This window comes from Sphingomonas sp. STIS6.2 (assembly GCF_000732685.2).
Classification (GTDB): domain Bacteria; phylum Pseudomonadota; class Alphaproteobacteria; order Sphingomonadales; family Sphingomonadaceae; genus Sphingomonas; species Sphingomonas aerolata.
Window position 1 is genome coordinate 15,388 of sequence record NZ_JPDP02000005.1, and the last position, 22,503, is coordinate 37,890.

Below are 22,503 nucleotides of genomic sequence, written 5' to 3' on the forward strand. Positions count from 1 at the left end.
ACCCCCGCACTTCCAAACCCCGGCTTCGTGCCGTCGTGCAGCCGCGGCGGCACGGTCGGGGCGCATCGCAACCGCCCCAAAGCGATATTTAAGTCGCCCTTTACCTGAAAACGCTAAAGACTGTCCGCAAACGGGACAGGATTCGCCATGACGCGCAACGGGCAGCGCCTGCTACTACTGATCGACAACGAGCCTGCACAACGGCGGCTGGTGTCCGCACTGGCGTCGCGTGGCGGCTGGCGGACCGTGTTCGCGAGCGACGGCGAGATGGCGATCGCCACGCTCGGCACGCAGGACGGGATGCAGCTCGACGCGATCATCCTCGACCATTCCGCACCGCATGAGGACGCATCGGCGGTGATCGCCGAGCTGCGCAATCGTCGCCCGGCGCTGCCGATCCTGATGCTGACCGCGAACGGATCGGTCGAGCATGCGGTGAACGCGATGCGCGCGGGCGCGACCGACTTCCTGGTCAAGCCGCTCGCGCCCGACCGGCTGCTCGCCTCGCTCGATGCAGTCGTCGCCGGCACGACCGCGGGCGAGCTGCGCCCGCTGACCGAGAAGATTCCCGCGCTGCTCGCCTTCGACGAGATCGTCGGCTCGTCGCCCGATTTCCGCGCCGCGCTGGCGATCGCCGCCAAGGCCGCGCGCGGCCGCGTCGCGATCCTGCTCGAAGGCGAAAGCGGGGTCGGCAAGGAGGTCGTGGCCGAGGCGATCCATGCGGCGTCGCCGCGTGCCAAACGCCCGATGATCAGCGTCAATTGCGGCGCGATCCCCGCCAATCTGGTCGAGAGCGAGCTGTTCGGCCACGAGGAAGGCGCCTTTACCGGCGCGTTCGAGCGCAAGATCGGCCGGTTTCGCGAGGCGGACGGCGGCACGCTGTTCCTCGACGAGATCGGCGCGATGCCGATCGACGCGCAGATCAAGCTGCTCCATCTGCTCGATACGGGCGACGTCCATGCACTCGGTGCGCGGCATCCGCAGCAGGTCGACGTCCGGGTGATCGCCGCGAGCAACACGACGCTGATCGACGAGGTCGAGGCGGACCGGTTTCGCGAGGACCTCTATTACCGGCTGAACGCGGTGCAGGTGACGATCCCGCCGCTGCGCGAGCGAACCGGCGACATCCCGGCGCTCGCCCGCCACCTGCTCGCGCGGATCGCGCAGCAGCCGGGGCTGCGTCCGCTTGGGATCACCGACGATGCGCTGGCGCTGCTGGTCCAATATGACTGGCCGGGCAATGTCCGGCAGATGCAGAATGCGCTCTTCCGCGCCGCGGTGCTGTGCGAGAGCGACGCGCTGACACGCGCCGATTTTCCGCAAATCGCGGCGCTCGGCAGCCGTCGCAGGCCCGAGCCCGCGACCGCGACCGGTGCCGGTGGTGTGACGCTGTTCAGTGCCGACGGCCATCTGCGCACGCTGGAAGAGATCGAATCGGACCTCATCCGGCTCGCCATCGGTCATTATCGCGGACGGATGACCGAGGTCGCGCGGCGGCTCGGGATCGGGCGGTCGACGCTGTACCGCAAGCTCGCCGAACTCGGGATCGACAACGTCGCCTGACCCCTAAGCGACGTTGTCCTGGAGCCGGACGAAAGGCGGCGACCTACCAGAGCACGCCCTTGACCGGCTTCAGCGGCTCGGGGGCCTCGTCGCCGATCGCCTGGAGCAGGTCGATCTCGATCGTCCGGCACATCGCGTTGAGCGGCACGTCGTGGATCGTGTCCGCGAACGGATCGACGAGATCGTCGCCGATCTGAAGCACCGCGAGGAACATCAGCCCTGCGATCGTCGAGCCGATCGGGGTTGCGAAGCCGAGCGTCTCGACCAGCCCGATCGGCAGCAGGATGCAGAACAGCCGGGTGAAGAGCGTCGGGAAGAAGCGGTACTGATTGGGCAGCGGGGTGTTCTTGATCCGCTCCATCCCGCCCTGCGCATTGGCGATATCGACAAGCAGCCGTTCGAACGACGCCTGCTGGATCGTGTCGATCCAGCCATTGCGGCGGGCGATGTCGATCCGCCGCCCGGTGCCGTCGAGCAGGCCGTTGGCGGGATTGGTCCGCGCGAGCGCGAACGACGCCTCGTCCTCCGACAGGAACCGCAGGACGTCGGGTGCGACCGGCTGGCGACGGAGCTGACAGCGCAGCGCGTTCACATAGGCGATCTGGCGCAAGACGATCGTCCGCTTGAGATCATGGCCTTCGGGTTCGGGGAGCAGGTTGCGCGTCATGCGGGCAAGGCTGCGCGAGGCGTTGGTCATCAGCCCCCAGAGGCCGCGGCTTTCCCACCAGCGCTGATAGGCGGAATTGTCGCGAAAGCCGAGGAACAGCGCGAGCGCGGTGCCGAACAGCGTCAGCGGCAGCGACGGCGCGTGAAAGGGCAGGACATAATAGGTGATGGTTACCACGACGTCCCAGACAAAGAGCCCGAGCAACGGGCGCCAGACTTCGCTGAGGATCTGGCTGAGGCGCGGTGTTGCGGTAACGATCAAACGAAAGGCTCCTTGCTGACGCCTTGTCTAATGCGCGATCGCGCATTTCGCTGCAATGCGGCGATATTCCGCCCCGAACATGTGACCAGAAGATCGGGGCCGGGTCAGCCACCGACAAGTGCGAGGTCACGCATCCCGCGCCAGACACGCAGCGCCTGAACGGTCTCGGCGACGTCGTGGACGCGCAGGATCTGGACGCCCGCCTCGACGCCCTTGAGCGCGAGCGCGAGCGATCCGGCGAGCCGGTCGCCGACCGGGGCCTCGTTCGACAGTGCGCCGATCAGCCGCTTGCGGCTCGCCCCGAGCAGGATCGGACAGCCAAGCCCGTGAAACATCGCGAGGCCGTTGAGCAGCGCGAGATTGTCGGCAAGCGTCTTGCCGAAGCCGATGCCGGGATCGACGATGATCCGCGTGCGATCGACCCCGCCCGCGACGACCGCGGCGATCCGCGCCTCGAGCCAGTCGAACACGTCGGTGACGACGTTTGCGTAGCCGGTCCGCCCGTGGCCACCCTCGCGGGGGTCGGGCGAATGCATCAGCACGACCGGACAGCCGCTGGCCGCGACGACCTCGAGCGCGCGGTCGTCCCACAGCAGGGCGGCGACGTCGTTGACGATATGCGCGCCGGCGGCGAGCGTCGCCGCCATCACGCCGGCCTTGCGCGTGTCGACCGAGACGATCGCGCCGGCGCGGGCGAGCCGCTCGACGACGGGGACGAGCCGGGCGATCTCGTCGCCTTCCCAGACCGCCGCCGCGCCGGGGCGAGTCGATTCGCCGCCGACGTCGATCATCGTCGCGCCCGCCGCGGCCATGTCGATCCCGGCGGCCGCAGCGGCGGCGGGGTCGTCGACATGCTTGCCGCCGTCGGAGAAGCTGTCCGGGGTAACGTTGAGAATAGCCGCGACGAGCGGTTGGTCGAAGCGCAGCACACGGTCGCCGAGCTGGAGCGGCGCGCGCGGCGCGGTGATCATGGCGTGGCGATGCGCCGCACGGTCGCCCAAAGTCGCGACGTCGGCGACCGGGATCGTGCGACGGGTGCCGCGCTCGATCACCTCATAGGCGGCGAACCACTGCATCCCGCCCGCGAGCCGCGCGACGCTGCCGTCGGGATGACCGATCGGGGTGTCGACGAACTGGACGGGGCGGAGGTGGAGGCTGGTCATGCCCCCCTTTTCCCCAAATCCGCATGCCGTTCAAACGGCTAATCCCGTTCGTCCCGTATAGGCATCGAGCACGTCGAGATGCCGTATCGAGGGACATGTACCTCGATACGAGCCCTCGACTACGCTCGGTAGCTACTCGGCACGAACGGCAATTCGCTAGACCGTCGTCGCCAGCAGATAGGTCTGGCGGAGATCGTCGATCGGCTTCAGCCCCTTGTCGCTCTCATAATGCCAGAAGCTCCAGCCATTGCAGGCGGGCGCGTTCTGGAGCGTCGAGCCGAGCTTGTGGATCGAGCCGATCGTGCCGCAATCGCTGAGCAGCGAGCCGTCCGCGCGGATCGTCGCGCGCCAGCGGCGCTTGCCGTCGGTCAGCACCGTGCCGGGCGCGAGATAGGCATTCTCGACGAGCACGCCGAACGCGACCTTGGGCTGTGCGCGCGGGCTCATCATCGTCGCGAGCGCGGATTCGTCGAGCGGCAGCGCGGCCTCGATCCGCTCCTGCGCCGCCTCGATATACTCGCCCTCGCGGTCGATCCCGATCCAGCTGCGGCCAAGCCGCTTGGCGACCGCGCCGGTCGTGCCGGTGCCGAAGAACGGGTCGAGCACGACGTCGCCGGGCTTGGTGCAGGCGAGCAGGATCCGGTAGAGCAGCGCCTCGGGCTTCTGCGTCGGATGGACCTTGGTGCCGTTCTTCTTCAACCGCTCGGGGCCGCCGCAGATCGGGAATTCCCAGTCGCTGCGCATCTGCAGCTCGTCGTTGAGCGTCTTCATCGCGCGGTAGTTGAAGGTGTATTTCGCCTTCTCGCCCTTCGACGCCCAGATCAGCGTCTCGTGCGCGTTGGTGAAGCGGGTGCCGCGGAAATTGGGCATCGGGTTGGTCTTGCGCCAGACGATGTCGTTGAGGATCCAGTAGCCGAGATCCTGCACCGCCGCGCCGACGCGGAAGATGTTGTGATAGCTGCCGATGACCCAGATGCTGCCATCGTCCTTGAGGATCCGGCGCGCCTCCTTCAGCCAGGCGCGGGTGAAGCGGTCATAGGCGGCGAAGGTGTCGAACTTGTCCCACTCGTCGGTGACCGCGTCGACATGGCTGCCATCGGGGCGATAGAGCTCGCCGCCGAGCTGGAGATTGTAGGGCGGATCGGCGAAGATCATGTCGATCGAGTTCGACGGCAGCGCCTTCATGCGCTCGATACAATCGCCGCGCAGGATCTGGTCGAGCGGCAGCGCGGGCTGCACCGCCGGCGCCGCTACCTTCTTTACCGCGCGCGGCCGCGCGATCGTGTCGATCAAACCCATGTTTTTGCGCCCCTTGTCGACCCCCATAGCTGCGGAATTGTCCGACTCCGTCAAGCAGAGTTTGATGAACGGCGCGCGGGCGCGAATCCGTCGGTGCGACCAAACGAGTCGCCGTCGCCCAGATGTTGAGTCGTGACAGACTCGCGCCTCAAGCCCTTGGGGTGTGGCGCGAAAGACTCAGCTCGTCGTTTCCTTCGCGAAAAGGCCCTCGCGCGTCCGATAGGCCGCCGCGACGGGGGCGAAACTGCGGCGATGAATCGGTGTGGGGCCATGATCGCGCAGCGCCTTCATGTGGTGCGCGCAGCCATAGCCCTTGTTCGAATGCCAGTTATATTCGGGGTGGACGTCGGCGGCGGCGATCATGATCAGGTCGCGCGTGTGCTTGGCGACGATCGAGGCGGCGGCGATCGACAGCGATTTCGCATCGCCCCCGACCAGCGGGGTGGCGGGGTAGCTCCAGCGCGGCAGGCGGTTGCCGTCGACCAGCACGTGGCCGGGCGCGTGGCCGAGCTCGGTGGCGAGCGCGTCGACCGCGAGCGTCATCGCCTTCATCGTCGCCCAGTAGATGTTGAGCGTGTCGATCTCGTCGGGCTCGACGATGCCGATACCGACGATCGCGCAGCCCTTGAGCCGCGCGCAGAGCCGTTCGCGTTCCGAGGCGGAGAGCTTCTTCGAATCGTCGATGCCGCGGGGCACGCCCTTGGACGGCAGGATCACCGCGGCGGCGACGACCGGGCCGGCAAGCGGACCGCGACCGGCCTCGTCAACGCCGGCGACGGGGCCGACGCAGAGCTTTTCATGTTTCATGCCGGGCATGTGCGGTCTTTCAGCTGGTCGAACGGGCTGACGCCGAGCGCGTGCCCCATCGGCCCGTGCCCTGCGCCAAGCCCCGGCGGCTGCGCAAGCGCGGCGCGGACGAACGCGATCGCGCGCGCGATGGCCGCGTCGAGCGGCATGCCCTGGCCGAGCCCGGTGGCGATGCCGCTGGCGAGCGTGCAGCCGGTGCCGTGTGCGTGACGGGTTTCGATGCGGGGGTTGGTCCAGAGGGTTTCGCCGGCGTCGGTGACGAGGCGGTCGGTGACGCGCGGGCCTTCGGCGTGGCCGCCCTTGACGAGCAGGGCGGGCCCGAGTGCGCGTACCGCCGCCTCACCGCCGAGCGCTGCGAGTTCGGGGAGGTTGGGGGTGACGAGCGTGGCGATCCGCATGAGGCGGGCGAAGGCGGCGATCGTGTCGGGGTCGGCGAGCACCGAGCCGCTGCTGGCGATCATGACCGGGTCGAAGATGATCGGGATGTGTCTGGCGAGGCGACGGTCCTCGCCGCCTTGTTCTCCCGCGAAGGCGGGAGTCCAGTCTGGGCTCCCGCCTTCGCGGGAGAACAGGGTGGTCAGGCGGTCGGCGACGGCGTTGGCGGTTTCTGCCGAGCCGATCATGCCGATCTTCACCGCGTCGACGCCGATGTCGGATACGACCGAGGCGATCTGCGCGAGGACGATGTCGGTGGGCACCGGGTGGACCGCCTGTACGCCGAGCGTGTTCTGCGCGGTGATCGCGGTGATGGCGGTCATCGCGTGGCCACCGAGCATCGTGACGGTCTTGATGTCCGCCTGGATGCCGGCGCCGCCGCCTGAATCGGAGCCGGCGATGATGAGGAGTCTCGCGATCATTGACGGTGCCGGGCGGGGTTGGAGGTCATGGGTCGGGCTATGGCATAGTCGGTGCGGTGCGGGACAGGGCCATGCCCTCGCCACCTCCCCGGCGGAGGCCGGGGCCCAGTTGGGGAACGGTGCTGGTTGAGCGCAGCGCTTCGTTACTGCGACCTTGGCAACTGGGCCCCGGCCTTCGCCGGGGTGGTAGAGGTTTGGAGAGGTGGTTAGTGCCGCCGGCCCGAAGCCGGTCTCTGTGGCGGGGCATCGCCGAACCGGGTCGGGCGGTCGAGGAGTTCGCCGCCGCAATTGGGACAGCGCTCGTCGAGCGCGTCGGCGCAGGAGGCGCAGAAGGTGCATTCGTACGAGCAGATGAACGCGCCGGGCGCGTCGGCGGGAAGCTCGGCGGCGCAGCGTTCGCAGGCGGGGCGCATCTCGAGCATCAGGCGGCCGCCTTGCGGACGGCGTCGCAGATCCGGTCGACGACGCGCCCGACCTGACCCGGATCGTCGCCCTCGGCCATCACGCGGATCACGGGTTCGGTGCCCGACGGGCGGATGACCAGCCGCCCCTTGCCGGCGAGTTCGGCCTCGGCCTGCGCGATCACCGCTTTCACCGCCTCGTCGTCGAGCGGCTTGCCGCCGCCGAACCGGACGTTCTTCAACAGTTGCGGCAAGGGTTCGAACCGGTGGAGCACCTCGCCCGCGCGCGCGCCCGAGCGCTTGACCTCGGCGAGGATCTGGAGGGCTGCGACCAGGCCGTCGCCGGTCGTGGCATAGTCGCTGAGGATGATGTGCCCCGACTGCTCGCCGCCGACATTATAGCCGCTGGAGCGCATCTTTTCGAGCACGTGGCGATCGCCGACCTGGGTGCGGACCAGCCCGAGCCCCTGCGCGGCGAGATGGCGTTCGAGGCCGAGATTGGACATCACGGTGGCGACGAGGCCGCCGCCCTTGAGCCGCCCCTGCCGCGCCCAGCTTGCCGCGATCGTCGCCATCAGCTGATCGCCGTCGACGATCGTGCCGGTCTCGTCGACGACGATCAGCCGGTCGGCGTCACCGTCGAGCGCGATGCCGATATCCGCGCCGCTCGCGACGACCGTCTCGGCAAGCGCCTGCGGTGCGGTCGAGCCGACGCCGTCGTTGATGTTGGTGCCGTCGGGCGTGACGCCGATCGCGACGACGTCCGCGCCGAGTTCCCACAGCGCCGAGGGGGCGACCTTGTAGGCGGCGCCATTCGCGCAATCGAGCACGATCCGCATGCCGTCGAGCCGCAGGGTTTCCGGGAAGGTCGACTTGGCGAAATGGATGTAGCGCCCCTGCGCATCGTCGATCCGGCGCGCGCGGCCGATCTTGCTCGACGCGACCAGCGGCACGTCGCCGTCGATCAGCGCCTCGATCGCGGTCTCGGCCTCGTCGGACAGCTTGAAGCCGTCGGGGCCGAACAGCTTGATCCCGTTATCGGCATAGGGGTTGTGGCTGGCGGAGATCATCACGCCGATATCCGCGCGCATCGACTGGGTCAGCATCGCGACCGCAGGCGTCGGCATCGGCCCGACCATCACCACGTCCATGCCGACGCTGGTAAAGCCCGCAACGAGCGCGGATTCGAGCATATAGCCCGACAGCCGCGTGTCCTTGCCGATCACGACGCGGTGCCGGTGATCGCCGCGCAGGAAATAGGCGCCCGCCGCCATGCCGACCTTCATCGCCATCTCCGCGGTCATCGGCGATGCGTTGGTGGCACCGCGAATGCCGTCGGTGCCGAAATATTTCCTTGCCATCGTCAATGCTTTCCGTCCGGTATCGCTCTCTGGCATCGCTGATAGCGCGGTGGAACACGAAGGGCGAGCATGTCGCAGACTACACGGATACTCGCAGCGCTGTTCGGCGGCATCGGGATCGGCATCGCCGCGGCCGCCTGGTCGCCGGCCCACGCGCTCGCGGCGACGGCGGTGACCCAGCCGATCGGCGCGGCCTGGCTGCACGGGTTGCAGATGGTGATCGTGCCGCTCGTCGTCGGGCTGCTCGTCACCGGCATCGGCGCGACGACCGAGGCGGCACGCGCCGGGCGGATCACGATGCGGGCGATGGTGATGATCGTCGTCATCCTGTGGAGTTCGACGATCATGTCCGCGCTGGTCATGCCGTTGATCCTCGATGCCTTCCCGCTGCCACGCGGGCTCGGCGCCGCGCTGCGCGCCGCGCTGACCGGTGCCGCCCCGGTCGGGCCGGTGCCGGGGATCGGCGCGTTCTTCGACACGATCGTGCCGACCAACATCGTCGCCGCGGCATCGAGCGATTCGTTCCTGCCGCTCACCGTCTTCGCGCTGACGTTCGCGTTCGCCGTGACGAAACTGCCCGACGATCGCCGCCGCGTGCTGACCGGCTTCTTCCAGGCGGTCGTCGACGCGTTGCTGATCATCATCAAATGGGTGCTGAAACTCGCGCCGATCGGCATCTTCGCGCTCGCCTACGGGGTCGGTGCGCGCACCGGGACGGCGGCGTTCGGCGCGCTGCTGCACTATATCGTCTGCGTCTCGGCGATCGGCTTCATCGTCCTGCTGAGCGCCTATCCGATCGGCATGATCGGCGGCCGGGCCAGCCTGGGCCGGTTCGCGCGCGCGGTCGCGCCGGCGCAGGCGGTGGCGATCAGCACCCAGTCGTCACTCGCCTCGTTGCCGGCGATGCTGAAGGCCTCGACCGAGCTCGGCGCGTCGCCCGCCACCGCCGGGATCGTCCTGCCGCTGTCGGTCGCGGTGTTCCGCGCGACCAGCCCGGCGATGAACCTCGCGGTCGCGCTCTATGTCGCGCACTGGCTGGGGCTGCCGATCGGGCCGGGACAGATGGCCGCGGGCGTCGCGACCGCGGCGATCACGACGATGGGATCGATCTCGCTGCCCGGCACGATCAGCTTCGTCGCCTCGGTCGCGCCGGTCGCGCTGGCGATGGGCATCCCGCTCGAGGTGCTCGGCCTGCTCATCGCGGTGGAGACCATTCCCGACCTGTTTCGCACCGTCGGGAACGTGACGATGGACACCGCCGTCACTATCTCCGTCGCGGCGCGGTCCGATCACGGCGGCGGCGCCGAGGAGATTCCGCATGAAGTATCGCACGCTCGGCCCTGATTTCGAGGTTTCCGCGCTTGGCCTCGGCTGCATGCCGATGGCCGGGGTCGGCAAGGACATGTACGGCAGCGCCCCCGCCGACGAGAGCATCGCGACGATCCACCGCGCGATCGAGTTGGGCGTGACGCTGTTCGACACCGCCGAAATCTATGGTCCGCTGATCAACGAGGAGCTGCTCGGCAAGGCGATCCGGGGCAAGCGCGACGGCGTCGTGATCGCGACCAAGTTCGGCTTCCGCTATGACGAGAACGGCATGACCGGCGTCGACAGCACCCCCGCCAATGTCCGGCGTGCGTGCGAGGGGTCGCTGAAGCGGCTCGGCGTCGAGACGATCGACCTGCTCTACCAGCACCGCGTCGATCCGGGCGTGCCGATCGAGGAGACGGTGGGCGCGATGGCGGAGCTGGTCCGCGAGGGCAAGGTGCGGCATCTGGGGCTGTCGGAAGCCGGGCTCGACACGATCCGGCGCGCTGCGGCGACGCATCCGATCGCGGCGCTGCAGAGCGAATATTCGCTGTGGGAGCGCGGGGTCGAGGACGAGATCCTGCCGCTGTGTCGCGAGCTGGGGATCGGGTTCGTGCCCTATTCGCCGCTGGGGCGCGGGTTCCTGACCGGGCAGATCACCGCGCGCTCGGACCTGCCCGAGGGCGATTACCGCCGCAACGACCCGCGCTATTCGGACGCAAACTTCGCCAAGAACATGGAGATGGTCGCGGTGGTGAAGGGTATCGCCGATACGCATGGGGCGAGTCCGGCGCAGGTCGCGCTGGCGTGGCTGCTGGCGCAGGGTGACGACATCGTACCGATCCCGGGGTCGAAGCGTCGCGTCACGCTGGAGGACAGCATGAAGGCGGCCGAGGTCACGCTGTCGGCGGACGATCTGGCGAAGCTTGATGCGGCGGCTCCCAAGGGTGGGACGGCCGGGCCGCGCTATGGGGAGAAGGCGCTGTCAATGACGCGGATCTGACCGGGTCCTACCCTCGCATAACCGTCATCCCCGCGCAGGCGGGGATCCAGACTGCCAAGCCGTGGTCTATCACGAACCGCAGAGTGTCTGGATCCCCGCCTTCGCGGGGATGACGGATTGAGGGAATGATTTGCCGGCGGTCCAGCGGCCTTACTGGACCCCGTGCATCCACTTCTTGATCAGCGGCGAGATCAGCAGCAGCAGCACGCCGATCCCCGCCGAGACCAGCCCGATCGTCCAGAAAACGCCGGCATAGGTGTCGAGGCTGACCTTGAGATTGGTCACCTGCCCACCGACCGTCTCAACGCTCGCAACCTGTGCGACGATGCCCGCGACATATTGCGCGACCGAGATCGACAGGAACCAGACGCCCATCATCAGCCCGACGACGCGCGCGATCGACAGCTTGGTGATCATGCTGAGCCCGACCGGCGAGATGCAGAGCTCGGCGAACGAGTGGATGAAGTAGAGCCCGGCCAGCCACCAGATCGCGACCTTGAACGTCGGCCCGACCATGCTCGCGCCCCAGACGAGGAACAGGAAGCCGACGCCGACGCCGATCAACGCGATGCCGAACTTGACCGGGATCGACGGCTCGATGCCCCGGGCGGCAAGCTTGGTCCACAGGATCGACATCACCGGCGCGAGCGCGACGATGAAGAACGCGTTGAAGAACTGGGTCTGCCCGGCCGAGATGCTGAACAGGCCGAACACGCTGAGATCGGTGTTGCGGTCCGCAAACAGCGTGAGGCTCGAGCCCGCCTGCTCGAACAGCGTCCAGAACACGACGTTGAAGACGATCAGCACCATCGCCGCGAGCATCATCTGGAACTCGCGCCGCTCGCCATTGACGAACGACCAGATCAGGATGCCCGGCACCGCGACCAGGAACGTGCCGAACAGCAATTTGCCCATCAGCGACAGCGAGACGATGTAGCCGATGATCCCGGACCCCGGCACCGGCGGCTCCGCGTTCATCAGGTTGACGAACAGCAGGTAGAAGATCGGGATGCCGAGCAGCGCGAGCGCATAGATGCCGAGCGCGCGATCGGGGCCGCTGCGCACCGGCGGCTCGCCGTAGCCGTTCAGTTTGCCGCCATCGAACTGGATCAGCGTCCACGAGAACAGCATGCCGATCGCCGCGAGCCCGAAGCCGGCCCACCAGCCGAACGCGACCGCGAGGAACGGGCAGAGCAGCTGCGAGAACAGCGAACCGAGGTTGATCCCCATGTAGAAGATCGTGAACCCGGCATCGCGGCGCTTGTCGCCCTGCGCGTAAAGCTCGCCAACCATCGTCGAGATGTTGGGCTTGAAGAAGCCGTTGCCGACCGAGATCATGCAGAGTGCGAGCAGCATGATCGTGACGTAGAAGCTGCTGCGTTCCGCGCCCGATTCAAAGCCGCCCTTCTCGACCGTGCGCGCGACCGCGCCGTCGGCGGCGAGCAGCGAGACGGTGCCGTCGTCATTGCCCTTTATCTTCAGCGTGTTCGCGCCGTCGACGAGGTAGCGGACTTCGCTGTCGGCCTGCTCGACGACCTGGATTTCGTAGCGCTGGTTGGCGATGGTCGCATAGGGCTTGGCGGTCTCGCCGCCGAAGCAAAGCAGCAGATAGCCCATCGCCATGATGATCGCGCCGAACTTCACCGCGCGCTTCGAGCCGAGATACTGGTCCGCGAGATAGCCGCCGACCAGCGGCGTCAGATACACCAGCGCAGTGTAGCCGCCGTACAGCCCGGTCGCCTCGCGGTCGCCGAACACGAAATGCTTGGTGAGGTACAGCGTGAGCAGCGCACGCATGCCGTAATAACCGAAACGCTCCCACATTTCGGTGGTGAACAGTCGCGCGAGCTGGCGGGGATGGCCGAACCACGTCTCCCCGCTGGCGGGGTTCACATGGGTGATATCCGGCTCTCGCGGCGTATCCGCGGTCGGGGTGTCCACCATCTATTACGCTCCCTGAAACGCTGGGCCGCCGTCGAACGCGGCGGCTTCATTGCGGCCTTACCTAGCGGCAAAGCCGGGACTGTAAATATCGGTGGCCGCGGGACCGGCTGCTAAATCGCGGATGCGGCTGTAAATTGCCGCGCCCCGTGCCTATCTGCGGGGCGATGTTCAACGACACTTCCAGCCCGCTTTCGCTGCTCGCGACCCGCCGTTCGGGCAAGCCGCGCGACCTTGTCGCACCCGGTCCCGATGCCGACCAGCTCGCGCAGATCCTGGCGATCGCGGCGCGCACCCCCGATCATGGCAAGCTGGCGCCGTGGCGCTTCGTGGTGGTCGGCCAGGACCAGCGCACCGCGCTCGCCGCGCTGATCATCGATGCGTACCGCGTCGAGCGGCCGACCGCGTCGCGGACCGAGATCGAGGCGCTCGACCAGTTCGCGCATCAGGCCCCGGCGCTGGTCGTCGTGCTGTCGTCACCCAAGCCGAGCCACATTCCCGTGTTCGAACAGGAATTGTCGACCGGGGCGGCGTGCATGAACCTGCTCCACGCGGTGCATGCGCTGGGCTTTGCAGGCGGCTGGCTGACCGGCTGGCCGAGCTATTCGGACACGGTGCGCGATGCGTTCGGCGAGGGCCATGAGCGGATCGCCGGGTTCCTATTCGTCGGCACGCCGTCGCGGCCGCTCGACGAACGGCCCCGCCCCGATATGGAACGTGTCGTCTCGCGCTGGCGGCCCTAGGACTCGACGAAATGGCCAATTGCTGTATTAAGGCAGCATGACAGCGCTCAGCAGCGAAGACAGCCCCGTATATCTCCGCCTCCGCGCCACGATCGCTGCCGGGATATTACGCGGCGATTATCGCGCGGGCGACCAGCTGCCCTCGGTCCGTGCCTTTGCCGCCGAGCATGGCGCCAACCCGCTGACCGTCGCCAAGGCCTATCAGACGTTCCAGGACGACGGCTATGTCGAGGTCCGGCGCGGCGTCGGCATGTTCGTCCTGCCGGGGGCCGCGGAGGCGTTGCGCGTGGCGGAACGCGAGACGTTCGTCACCACGCACTGGCCGCGCATCCTCGGGCATATCGACCTGCTCGGTCTCGACGCCCGCGACCTGCTGGCGCACGAGCGGGCCTGAGCCGCCCCGCGGGGTGATCCCGCGCGGCGGGTGACTCAGAACAGCTTCAGCGCCGCGATGTCCTCGACGCTCAGGTCGATCCCGAACAACAGGCTCATGCGGATCCGGTAGACGCGCGGGTCGGTGATCTCACCCGCCGCCGTGTCAGTGCCCGACCGCCGGCGATAGGTGCGCCCCATCAGCGACGCGAAACCGTTGGGCAGGACGATGCTGGCGATCGCGGTCTGGGTGAAGCGGCTTGCGGGGGCGGTCGACGTCCAGTGATTGCCGAGCAGCAGATCGGCGTCGAACACCTCGGCGAGCGTGAAGCTATATTGCGGCTGGAACCCGCCGGTCGCGCCGCGTCCGTCGGTGGTCATCGGATCTCCGTCGCGCAGCAGCATCCAGCCCTGTTCGCCGTGATCCCGGCTGGTCGCCTCGAGCCGGAAGCGCGCGCCATCGGGCGCGGTCGCCTCGGCCCCGTCCGCGAGCGGGAGCACGGGGGTGTAGCTGCCGCCGAAGCCGGTGTCGGCGATCCAGGCCTGCCCGTCGATCGTCACGAGCGCGAAGGTGTGCGTGAGCGGCGGCACTTCGGTCGCGGCGATCCAGACGCGCGCCAGCACCGGGCGGGCGGCAAAGCCCAGTTCGGCGAGCGCATCGAGAAACAGCCGGTTATGCTCGAAGCAATAGCCGCCGCGGCGCGCGGTGACGAGCTTGGCGAACACCGAGGCGCTGTCGATCGCGATGCCGCGGCCGAGCACGACGTCGAGATCCTCGAACGGGATGGCGAGCCGGTGCGCCAACTGCAACCGGCCGAGGCCGATCGAATCGAGCGTGGGCCGCGCGGGCATGGCGACACGGGTCAGGTAAGCGTCGAGATCGAACATCGGTCGGGGGGTCCTCGTTTGGGTTTGCCCATACCGTGCGTGTGGCGCGGCCGTCGAGTGCCGAAGGGCGGGTGCGGGTTGTTGGGGGGCATGACCGCGGTTCTGGGGCGGGCGTGCGCCGCGCGTACGTACGTCCCCCGCCGCCGCGTGCATACGTCCCCCGCCGCCGCGCGCATACATCCCCCGCCGCCGCCCCTCGCCCCCGCCGTTCGTGCTGAGCGAAGTCGAAGCACCTGGGTTGGGGCGGCCCTTCGAGTGCTCAGGGCGAACGGGAGGGGGGCGGACTTAAGCAGGGTGTGCGCACCAGCCCCCTCCGTCATCCTGGGCTCGACCCAGGATCCAGAGCCACGGACGCCCGCATGCGTGGCTCTGGATCCTGACTTTCGTCAGGATGACGGGAGGGGGGCTTACGCCGCGAACAGCGCCGGTTCGATCGCGTAGAGCACCGCGGCGCTGGCGCTGGCGGCGGCGACGAGGCCCATGGCTTCGGGGACGACCTGCTCGAGGTAGAAGCGCACCGACGCCGCCTTCATCCGTCCGAAGTCGTCGGTGCCGGCGACCGTACCCTGGCGTTCCATCAGCCAGCCGCAGGTCGCGACCGACAGCATCGTCAGGAAGGGGTAGCTCGCGGCGAGCTTGTCGTCGGCGTCCGCGGTGGCGAGGCGGCGGCCGATCGCGTCGCAGGCGTCGACGAGCGCGAGCAGCCGTTCGTCCTTCGATTCCGCACGAATGTCGGCGATCAGCGTGGCGAACGCGCCGCCATTATCGAGCGCGAGCTTGCGGCCGACCAGATCCGCGGCCTGGATGCCGTTGGTGCCTTCGTAGATCGGCGTGATGCGCGCATCGCGGAAATACTGCGCGGCACCGGTTTCCTCGACATAGCCCATGCCGCCGTGCACCTGGATGCCGAGCGAGGCGACCTCGTTGCCGATGTCGGTGCCGTGCGCCTTGGCCAGCGGGGTGACGAGTTCGAGGCGGTTGCGCGCCGCGGCGTCGCCCATATTGGCGCGGTCGACCTGCCCGGCGGCATAATAGACGAGCGCGCGCGCCGCCTGGGTCTGCGCCTTCATCCGCAGCAGCATGCGGCGGACGTCGGGATGCTCGACGATCTTGACCGACTCCTTGTTCGGCGAGCCCGCACGCGCCGACTGGACCCGGTCGAGCGCATAGGCGACCGCGCCCTGAGTCGCGCCCTCGGCGACCTGGACGCCCTGAAGCCCGACATTGAGCCGCGCGTTGTTCATCATCGTGAACATCGCACGGATGCCGCCGAGTTCCGCACCGATCAGCTCGCCGACGCAGTCGTCATTATCGCCGAAGCTCAGCACGCAGGTCGGCGAGGCGTGAAGCCCCATCTTGTGCTCGATCGAGACGACGCGGACGTCGTTGAAGTCGCCGGGCGTGCCGTCTTCGTTCAGACGGTATTTCGGCACGAGGAAGAGCGAGATGCCCTTGGTGCCCGCGGGCGCGCCGGGTGTCCGCGCGAGGACGAGGTGGACGATGTTCGGCGCCATGTCGTGATCGCCGAACGAGATATAGATCTTGGTGCCCTTGATCGACCATTTGCCGTCACCCAGCGGCGTCGCGGTGGCGCGCAGCGCGCCGACGTCGGAGCCGGCCTGCGGCTCGGTCAGGTTCATCGTGCCGGTCCATTCGCCGGTCGCAAGATGCGGGAGGTAGAGCGCCTGCTGCTCCGGGCTGCCGTGATGCGCGAGCGCCTCGATCGCGCCGACGGTCAGCGTCGGGCAGAGCGCGAAGCCCATGTTCGCCGAGCCCAATGTATCGAGCACCGCGGTCTGGATCGCAAAGGGCAGGCCCTGCCCGCCCCATTCCTCCTCGACGCCGATCGTCCCCCATCCGCCCTCGACATAGTCCTTGTATGCCTGCGCGAAACCGTCGGGCATGACGACGCCGTCGGGGGTCCATTTCGCGCCGACGGTGTCCCCTGCGCGATTGAGCGGCGCCCATTCGCCCGCGGCGAACTGTCCCACGCCTTCGAGCACCGCGTCGACGACGTCGTCGCTGGCGGCGGCGAACCGGTCGGTGGCGGCGAGTTCGCCGATCCGCACGACGTGATCGAGCACGAAACGCTGTTCGGTGGTTGCTGGGGTGAAGGCCATGGCATCCTCTTATCGCTATGCTTTGCGCCCGCTATAGGCCTTCAGAATGACGCGTCCACACCCCCTGATTTTACCCTACGGCACCGCGGCGGTCGCGCAGGCGGCGGCGATGATTCGCGCCGGCGGACTCGTCGCGGTGCCGACCGAGACGGTCTACGGACTCGCCGCGGACGCGACCGACGCGGCGGCGGTGGCGGGGATCTACGCCGCCAAGGGGCGGCCGAGCTTCAACCCGCTGATCGTGCATGTCGCGGATCTTGCCGCGGCCGAACGGATCGCGGTGTTCGATGCGGATGCGCGCGCGCTGGCCGCGGCGTTCTGGCCGGGGCCGCTGACGCTGGTGCTGCCGGTGCGCCGCGATTCGGGGATCGCGGCGCTGGTGACCGCGGGGCTCGACACGATCGCGATCCGGGTGCCGCGGCACCGCGCGATGCAGGCGCTGATCGCGGCATCGGGGCGGCCGCTCGCGGCACCGTCGGCCAATGCGAGCGGGGGGATCTCGCCAACGACGGCGGCGCATGTCGCGGCGAGTCTCGGGGGGAACGTGCCGCTGATCCTCGACGATGGCGCGACCGAGGCGGGGCTCGAGTCGACGATCGTGGCGGGGCGGACGGTGCTGCGGCCGGGGCCGGTTACCCGCGCGGCTTTGCTCGACCACCTCCCCGGCGGAGGCCGGGGCCCAGATGGGACGTCGGATGTAATGGAGGGCGACGCGGATCATGGCCGTCCCCCAACTGGGCCCCGGCCTTCGCCGGGGGGGCGTGCGGTTACGGCGCCCGGGCAGCTTGATAGCCATTATGCGCCGAGCAAGGTGCTTCGGTTGAACGCGCTCGATGCCGAGGCCGAAGAGTGGCTGATCGGGTTTGGTGACGTAGCGGGCGACATATCGCTCTCCACCTCGGCAAACCTCGTCGAGGCGGCCGCGAAGCTGTTCGACCTGCTCCACGCTGCCGATGCGAACGACCATCCGAGGATCGCCGTTGCACCCATTCCGTCCGAAGGCATCGGCGAGGCGATCAACGACCGCCTCCGCCGCGCCGCGCACCGCTAAGCTGTTCCCCCGCGCAGGCGGGGGTCCAGGAGTCGCGTTGGCATCCGGTATTTAGCTGGACCCCCGCGTCCGCGGGGGAACGGCACCGTTACGCGCTCACCGCCGCCTTCGACCGTGCGGCAAAGCTCTTGCGGAGCTTCTGCAGCTTGGGGGGGATCACCGCCATGCAATAGGGGTTGGAACGGCCCGAGGTTTCCCAATAATCCTGGTGATAGCCTTCGGCCTCGTACCAGGTCGTCATCGGCTCGATCGTCGTGACGATCGGCTTGGCGCTGTCCGCCTGCGCACGCTCGAGCGCGGCCTGCATCTCGGCCTTCTGCGCGTCGTCGGCGGGGAACATTGCCGAACGATATTGCGTGCCGACGTCGTTGCCCTGCCGGTTGAGCGTCGTCGCGTCATGCGTCGCGAAGAAGATGTCGAGCAGGTCACCAAGCTTCAGCTGTTCGGGATCGAAGCCGATCCGGATCGCCTCGGCATGGCCGGTATCGCCGCCGCATACCTGTTTGTACGTCGGATCAGGCACATGCCCGCCGATATAGCCGCTCTCGGCGCTCTCGACGCCGATCACGTCCTTGAACACGGCCTCGGTGCACCAGAAGCACCCGCCCGCCAGCGTTACATAATCCGTCATCACGATCTCCTTTCCGCCAAGATAGGAAGCCGCTACCCCGCAACAAAGAGGAGACGCATGTGATCGACGGTCCAAGGCTTGATGGCAGGGTGATGGTAACGGGCGGCGCCGGCTATATCGGCAGCCATGCGGTCCTGGCGCTGCTCGACGCGGGGCATGAGGTGGTCGTGGTCGACAATCTGGTCACCGGCTTCGACTGGGCGGTCGATCCGCGCGCAACCCTGGTCGAGGCGAACGTCGCCGACGATGCGAAGGTCCGCGCGGCGATCCGCGATCACAAGGTCCGCGCGATCATGCATTTCGCCGGCTCGGTCGTGGTGCCCGAATCGGTCAGCGACCCGCTCAAATATTACCGCAACAACACCGCCGCCAGCCGGTCGCTGATCGAGAGCGCGGTGGCGGAAGGCGTGCCGCACTTCATCTTCTCGTCGACCGCGGCGACCTATGGCACGCCCGAGAAGGTGCCGGTCGCCGAGGGCGATCCGACGGTGCCGATCAATCCCTACGGCATGTCGAAACTGATGACCGAGGCGATGCTGCGCGACGTCGCGGCGGCGCACCCGATCAACTATGCCGCGCTGCGTTATTTCAACGTCGCGGGCGCGGATCCGCAGGGGCGCAGCGGCCAGTCGACGGTCGGCGCGACTCACCTGATCAAGATCGCGGTCGAGGCGGCGACGGGCAAGCGCAGCCATGTCGGCGTCTATGGCACCGATTTCGCCACCCCCGACGGTACCGGCGTGCGCGACTATATCCATGTCAGCGACCTCGCCGCCGCGCATGTCGCAGCGCTCGACCTGTTGGTCGCCGAGCCGGCGAAGAGCCACACGCTCAACGCGGGCTATGGTACCGGCTTCTCGGTGCTCGAGGTGCTTGATGCGGTCGACAAGGTCACCAACATGACGATCGACCGCCGCCTCGAAGGGCGCCGCGCAGGCGATCCGGCGATGCTGATCTCGGACAACAGCGCGATCCTCGCGACGCTCGACTGGACGCCGCGGCATGCCGATCTCGACGGGATCGTCCGCGATGCGCTGGCTTGGGAACGCACGCTCGCCGAGCGCCAGCGCTAAGGCCGGGCCCGATCAGGTGTCGGTGGGCGGGCGACCAAAGGCGTGGCGCTCGCCGCCGATCGCCACCCGGGCGCGCGCGGTGGCGAGCCACCAGCCGAGCGCCCACAGCGTTCCGAAGCTCCAGCCGGCGAGAACGTCGCTCGGCCAGTGGACGCCGAGATAGACGCGGCTGCATCCGATCGCCCCGACCATCAGGATCGCCATGACGAGGATGTAGCGCCGCGCCGCATTCGACACGGTGACCTGTGACGCGAGCCCGGCGAGCGTGAGATAGACGATCGCGCTGTTCGCCGAATGCCCGCTCGGGAAACTCATGTTCGACACCTGGACCAGATGGTCGACGATGTCGGGTCGCGGCCGGGCCACCTCGGTTTTCACCAGCGCGACGACCATCCCGCCGCTGATACTGGCAGCGAGCGTCGCCGCCGCGCTGAGCCAGAGCCGCTGGACCGCGAGCAGCCCCGCCGCCAGCACCACGATGATCGTCAGCACGACGCCGCCGCCGAGCGCGGTGACGTCGGCGGCGACCTTGGGCAGCCAGGACGGCCCGCCCCAGGCGCGCAGGTTGAGCATGATGGCGCGGTCGAAATCGAACGGCCAGTGGCCGACCGCGAGACCGATCAGCAGGACGAGCGCGATCGCGACCGCGCCGACCGATGCGCCCGCAAGCACCACCGGCAGGCGACGGCGATGCGCCTCGCCCGGGGTGGCGACGCCGGGCGTCACGCTGCGATCACCCTCGCCACGGCCGGCCGACGCCGTCATGCGGGATTATTCCAGATCGCCCTCGTCGATGACGATCAGCGATGCGGACGGCTTCTTCATCGCGGCTTCGGCGCAGACGTCGACGATCTCGTCGCTGAAACGCTCGAACAGCTCGAGCGCGTCGTCCTCGGGCTCGTCGCCGCTGAGTTCCTTCAGCACGGCATATTTCACCGCGAAATCACGGTCGTCGCCGTCGATCTCGGCGGTGAACTCGACCTGCCGCTCGCGGTCGTTGTCGGTAAGGCTGTTCTGGTCGATTACGAGGCTGCTGGCCATGTCTTGAACTCCCGGGGTTACACGATCGTCCCTGCCCTCGCCCCTCGTGCAGGGCAAGCCGGTAAAACGCGTTTTGCGCTTCGCCGAAACAGGGTAGGTCAGGCAGCGATAACCCGTGAGCCCGGCCTTCGATCCGGGAAAGGTCCACGCTGCGGTGTTTCACCACGCCCAGCGATCAGGCGCCCCATTCCGGCCCGTCCTCGTCGCGGTAGAAGCCGTCGTCGCGGTCGGGTTCGGGCGGGGGTGGCGCGGGGCCGGGATCCGCGATCGGCGGCGGCAGCGAAGGGTCACCCCCGCCGAAGCGGATGCGGATATAGGCACCGCCCTGATGCATCGCCTGGAACAGCGCGCTCGTCTCCTCGGCCTGCAGCCGCCGGCCGATCATCGGCGCGCGTTCGGCACTGATATAGCCGAGCTGGATGTCGCGCTCGCTCCACACGCCGACCGCATTCGAATCATGCGGATTCTTCGGTTCGCGGCGCAAGGTCACGCGGTCACCCGGCGCGCAGAGCAGGATTTCCATCCGCCGGTTGCTCCTGGTCTTGTCCGCATTGGGGAAGTCGATGCCGACGATCGAGGTGGTGAATTCGTCCATCGCACGACGATGCGCGCGCGGGCGCGGCCGATCAAGCGGTGCGAATCGGGGGGGCGAACCGGGGGTTTGCGAGAGGAGGAGGTGCCGATGGTGGGTCCGCCGGGGCTCGAACCCGGGACCTCTCGATTAAAAGTCGCTTGCTCTACCAACTGAGCTACGGACCCGTACATCGGCTGCGAGCCACTAGGGGCGCAGCCGCGGTCGGTCAACCTTGTGCGCGAGATGGCGGACGCTTTGCCCGGTCAGCGGGTCGCGCCAGCGCGGCGCGATACGCGCGAGCGGCGCCAGCACGAAGCCGCGGTCCCGGTAGGCGGCGTGCGGCACGGTCAGCCCCGGCCCCCGCCACACGCCCCCCGACCACAGGATGATGTCGAGATCGATCACCCGCGATCCCCAGCGGCGCCCGCGCCGCCGCCCGAACGCGGTCTCGATTCGCTTCAGCCGCGCGAGCAGCACGGGCGGCGAGTCGCGCGTCTCGATCAGCGCGACCGCATTGGCATAGCGCCGGATCGACGGTCCGAGCGGTGCGCTCGCGATGATCGGTGACACGGCGACGACACCGCCGACCGCGGCCAGCGCGGCGCGGATCGTCGCGGCGGGCGCGCCGTAGATCCCGCGCCGATTCGAGCCGAGCGCGATCGCATAGGTTGTCCGCTCCATCCGACCCGCCTAACGCACCGCGATGAACTTCGCACCCTCCCCGCTGCCCGAAACCGAGCCGCCGCACGACTGTCCCAATTGCCCGCGCCTCGTCGCCTTCCGCAACGAACTGCGCGCCGAATTCCCGACCTGGTGGAACGCGCCCGTCCCCGCCTTTGGCGATCCCGACGCATGGCTCGGCATCATCGGCCTCGCGCCCGGCAAGCACGGCGCCAACCGCACCGGCCGCCCGTTCACCGGCGATTTCGCGGGGCAGCTGCTCTACGACACGCTTGGCAAGTTCGGGCTGGCAGACGGCGTCTTCGCGGCGAAACCCGATGACGGGTTGAAGCTCAACGGCGCGATCATCATCAACGCGGTCAAGTGCCTGCCGCCGCAGAACAAGCCGACCCCGGAGGAAATCCGCACCTGCCGCCCGTTCGTCGAATCGCAGCTCGCCGAGCTGCCCAAGGCGCGGATCTTCATCGCACTCGGCCAGATCGCGCACCAGACCAGCGTCAAGCTGCTCGGCGGACGCCTGCCCAAGGCGAAGTTCGGCCATCTCGCCGAGCATGTCATGCCCGACGGCCGCATCCTGATCGATAGCTATCACTGCTCGCGCTACAACCAGAACACCCGCGTCCTGACCCCCGAGATGTTCGAGGCAGTCTTCGCACGGGCGCTGGAATTGCAGCGCAGCATCGCCGCAGCATAAGCTG

The 22,503-nt window shown here is 68.3% G+C and carries 23 protein-coding genes and 1 tRNA gene; 8 read left to right on the plus strand and 16 right to left on the minus strand.

Annotated features, from left to right (window positions below):
- The first annotated feature begins 147 nt into the window (after positions 1-147).
- Positions 148-1,563: a sigma-54-dependent transcriptional regulator gene (locus sphst_RS00740; RefSeq protein ID WP_031396099.1), complete on the plus strand. Its 1,416-nt coding sequence runs from the start codon at positions 148-150 to the stop codon at positions 1,561-1,563.
- A gap of 43 nt (positions 1,564-1,606) precedes the next feature.
- On the opposite strand, the gene sphst_RS00745 is transcribed toward sphst_RS00740, so the two are convergent.
- From sphst_RS00745 to glmM, 7 genes are all read right to left on the minus strand, one after another.
- Positions 1,607-2,491: a bestrophin family protein gene (locus sphst_RS00745; RefSeq protein ID WP_031396098.1), complete on the minus strand. Its 885-nt coding sequence runs from the start codon at positions 2,489-2,491 to the stop codon at positions 1,607-1,609.
- Positions 2,492-2,595: 104 nt separating this feature from the next.
- Positions 2,596-3,654 (minus strand): dihydropteroate synthase, encoded by a 1,059-nt coding sequence (gene folP, locus sphst_RS00750; protein ID WP_107045018.1) that lies wholly within the window; start codon positions 3,652-3,654, stop codon positions 2,596-2,598.
- A 156-nt stretch (positions 3,655-3,810) separates the two neighbouring features.
- Complete coding sequence (locus sphst_RS00755; RefSeq protein ID WP_056675158.1) at positions 3,811-4,953, minus strand: site-specific DNA-methyltransferase; 1,143 nt, start codon at positions 4,951-4,953, stop codon at positions 3,811-3,813.
- Between the two features lie 177 nt (positions 4,954-5,130).
- Positions 5,131-5,769, minus strand: a complete 639-nt coding sequence (locus sphst_RS00760) for a ribonuclease HII (RefSeq protein WP_107045019.1) — start codon at positions 5,767-5,769, stop codon at positions 5,131-5,133.
- Positions 5,757-6,617, minus strand: a complete 861-nt coding sequence (gene thiD / locus sphst_RS00765; protein WP_107045020.1) for a bifunctional hydroxymethylpyrimidine kinase/phosphomethylpyrimidine kinase — start codon at positions 6,615-6,617, stop codon at positions 5,757-5,759. The genes sphst_RS00760 and thiD overlap by 13 nt, the downstream gene beginning before the upstream one ends.
- A gap of 206 nt (positions 6,618-6,823) precedes the next feature.
- Positions 6,824-7,039: a DUF1272 domain-containing protein gene (locus sphst_RS00770; protein WP_031395385.1), complete on the minus strand. Its 216-nt coding sequence runs from the start codon at positions 7,037-7,039 to the stop codon at positions 6,824-6,826.
- On the minus strand, positions 7,039-8,379 hold the full coding sequence (gene glmM / locus sphst_RS00775) for a phosphoglucosamine mutase (RefSeq protein WP_107045021.1): 1,341 nt from the start codon (positions 8,377-8,379) through the stop codon (positions 7,039-7,041). The genes sphst_RS00770 and glmM overlap by 1 nt, the downstream gene beginning before the upstream one ends.
- Positions 8,380-8,448: 69 nt before the next feature.
- On the opposite strand from glmM, the gene sphst_RS00780 reads away from it, so the two are divergent.
- Complete coding sequence (locus tag sphst_RS00780; protein WP_107045022.1) at positions 8,449-9,723, plus strand: dicarboxylate/amino acid:cation symporter; 1,275 nt, start codon at positions 8,449-8,451, stop codon at positions 9,721-9,723.
- Complete coding sequence (locus tag sphst_RS00785) at positions 9,698-10,690, plus strand: aldo/keto reductase (RefSeq protein WP_107045023.1); 993 nt, start codon at positions 9,698-9,700, stop codon at positions 10,688-10,690. Before sphst_RS00780 ends, sphst_RS00785 begins: the two co-directional genes overlap by 26 nt.
- Positions 10,691-10,840: 150 nt before the next feature.
- On the opposite strand, the gene sphst_RS00790 is transcribed toward sphst_RS00785, so the two are convergent.
- A complete protein-coding gene (locus sphst_RS00790; protein WP_031394566.1) occupies positions 10,841-12,634 on the minus strand; it encodes a peptide MFS transporter in 1,794 nt (597 codons plus the stop codon).
- Between the two features lie 164 nt (positions 12,635-12,798).
- On the opposite strand from sphst_RS00790, the gene sphst_RS00795 reads away from it, so the two are divergent.
- Together sphst_RS00795 and sphst_RS00800 are read left to right on the plus strand one after the other, a co-directional pair.
- A complete protein-coding gene (locus tag sphst_RS00795; RefSeq protein WP_031394567.1) occupies positions 12,799-13,374 on the plus strand; it encodes a nitroreductase family protein in 576 nt (191 codons plus the stop codon).
- Positions 13,375-13,411: 37 nt separating this feature from the next.
- Entirely contained in the window at positions 13,412-13,768 is a 357-nt protein-coding gene (locus sphst_RS00800; protein ID WP_031394568.1) for a GntR family transcriptional regulator, read from the plus strand.
- Positions 13,769-13,803: 35 nt separating this feature from the next.
- Here the strand turns inward: sphst_RS00800 and sphst_RS00805 are convergent, their stop codons facing one another.
- Together sphst_RS00805 and sphst_RS00810 are read right to left on the minus strand one after the other, a co-directional pair.
- Entirely contained in the window at positions 13,804-14,634 is an 831-nt protein-coding gene (locus sphst_RS00805; RefSeq protein WP_107045024.1) for an arylamine N-acetyltransferase family protein, read from the minus strand.
- Between the two features lie 407 nt (positions 14,635-15,041).
- Positions 15,042-16,754, minus strand: a complete 1,713-nt coding sequence (locus sphst_RS00810) for an acyl-CoA dehydrogenase (RefSeq protein ID WP_031395879.1) — start codon at positions 16,752-16,754, stop codon at positions 15,042-15,044.
- A gap of 46 nt (positions 16,755-16,800) precedes the next feature.
- Here sphst_RS00810 and sphst_RS00815 point away from each other — a divergent pair, with 46 nt between their 5' ends.
- Positions 16,801-17,805, plus strand: coding sequence for an L-threonylcarbamoyladenylate synthase (locus sphst_RS00815; RefSeq protein ID WP_107045025.1), 1,005 nt, complete (start codon positions 16,801-16,803; stop codon positions 17,803-17,805).
- Positions 17,806-17,893: 88 nt separating this feature from the next.
- Here sphst_RS00815 and msrA read toward each other — a convergent pair whose 3' ends face one another.
- On the minus strand, positions 17,894-18,436 hold the full coding sequence (gene msrA / locus sphst_RS00820) for a peptide-methionine (S)-S-oxide reductase MsrA (protein ID WP_031395728.1): 543 nt from the start codon (positions 18,434-18,436) through the stop codon (positions 17,894-17,896).
- 92 nt (positions 18,437-18,528) lie between these two features.
- On the opposite strand from msrA, the gene galE reads away from it, so the two are divergent.
- The gene (gene galE, locus sphst_RS00825) at positions 18,529-19,509 is read left to right on the plus strand and encodes a UDP-glucose 4-epimerase GalE (RefSeq protein WP_031395727.1); all 981 of its coding nucleotides are present in this window, start codon (positions 18,529-18,531) and stop codon (positions 19,507-19,509) included.
- A gap of 12 nt (positions 19,510-19,521) precedes the next feature.
- Here galE and sphst_RS00830 read toward each other — a convergent pair whose 3' ends face one another.
- The 5 genes from sphst_RS00830 to folK form a co-directional block, all read right to left on the minus strand.
- Entirely contained in the window at positions 19,522-20,274 is a 753-nt protein-coding gene (locus tag sphst_RS00830) for a phosphatase PAP2 family protein (protein WP_081877723.1), read from the minus strand.
- Between the two features lie 6 nt (positions 20,275-20,280).
- Positions 20,281-20,550, minus strand: a complete 270-nt coding sequence (locus sphst_RS00835; RefSeq protein ID WP_031395725.1) for a DUF1488 family protein — start codon at positions 20,548-20,550, stop codon at positions 20,281-20,283.
- 175 nt (positions 20,551-20,725) lie between these two features.
- Positions 20,726-21,145, minus strand: a complete 420-nt coding sequence (locus sphst_RS00840) for an HIRAN domain-containing protein (RefSeq protein ID WP_107045026.1) — start codon at positions 21,143-21,145, stop codon at positions 20,726-20,728.
- 88 nt (positions 21,146-21,233) lie between these two features.
- A tRNA-Lys gene (locus tag sphst_RS00845) sits at positions 21,234-21,309 on the minus strand.
- A 19-nt stretch (positions 21,310-21,328) separates the two neighbouring features.
- Positions 21,329-21,805 carry a 2-amino-4-hydroxy-6-hydroxymethyldihydropteridine diphosphokinase gene (gene folK, locus sphst_RS00850; protein WP_107045027.1) on the minus strand — a complete coding sequence of 159 codons (477 nt, stop codon included), beginning with the start codon at positions 21,803-21,805 and terminating at the stop codon, positions 21,329-21,331.
- Positions 21,806-21,827: 22 nt separating this feature from the next.
- Between folK and sphst_RS00855 the strand changes: the two genes are divergently transcribed.
- Positions 21,828-22,499, plus strand: a complete 672-nt coding sequence (locus tag sphst_RS00855) for a uracil-DNA glycosylase (protein ID WP_107045028.1) — start codon at positions 21,828-21,830, stop codon at positions 22,497-22,499.
- Positions 22,500-22,503: the final 4 nt, after the last annotated feature.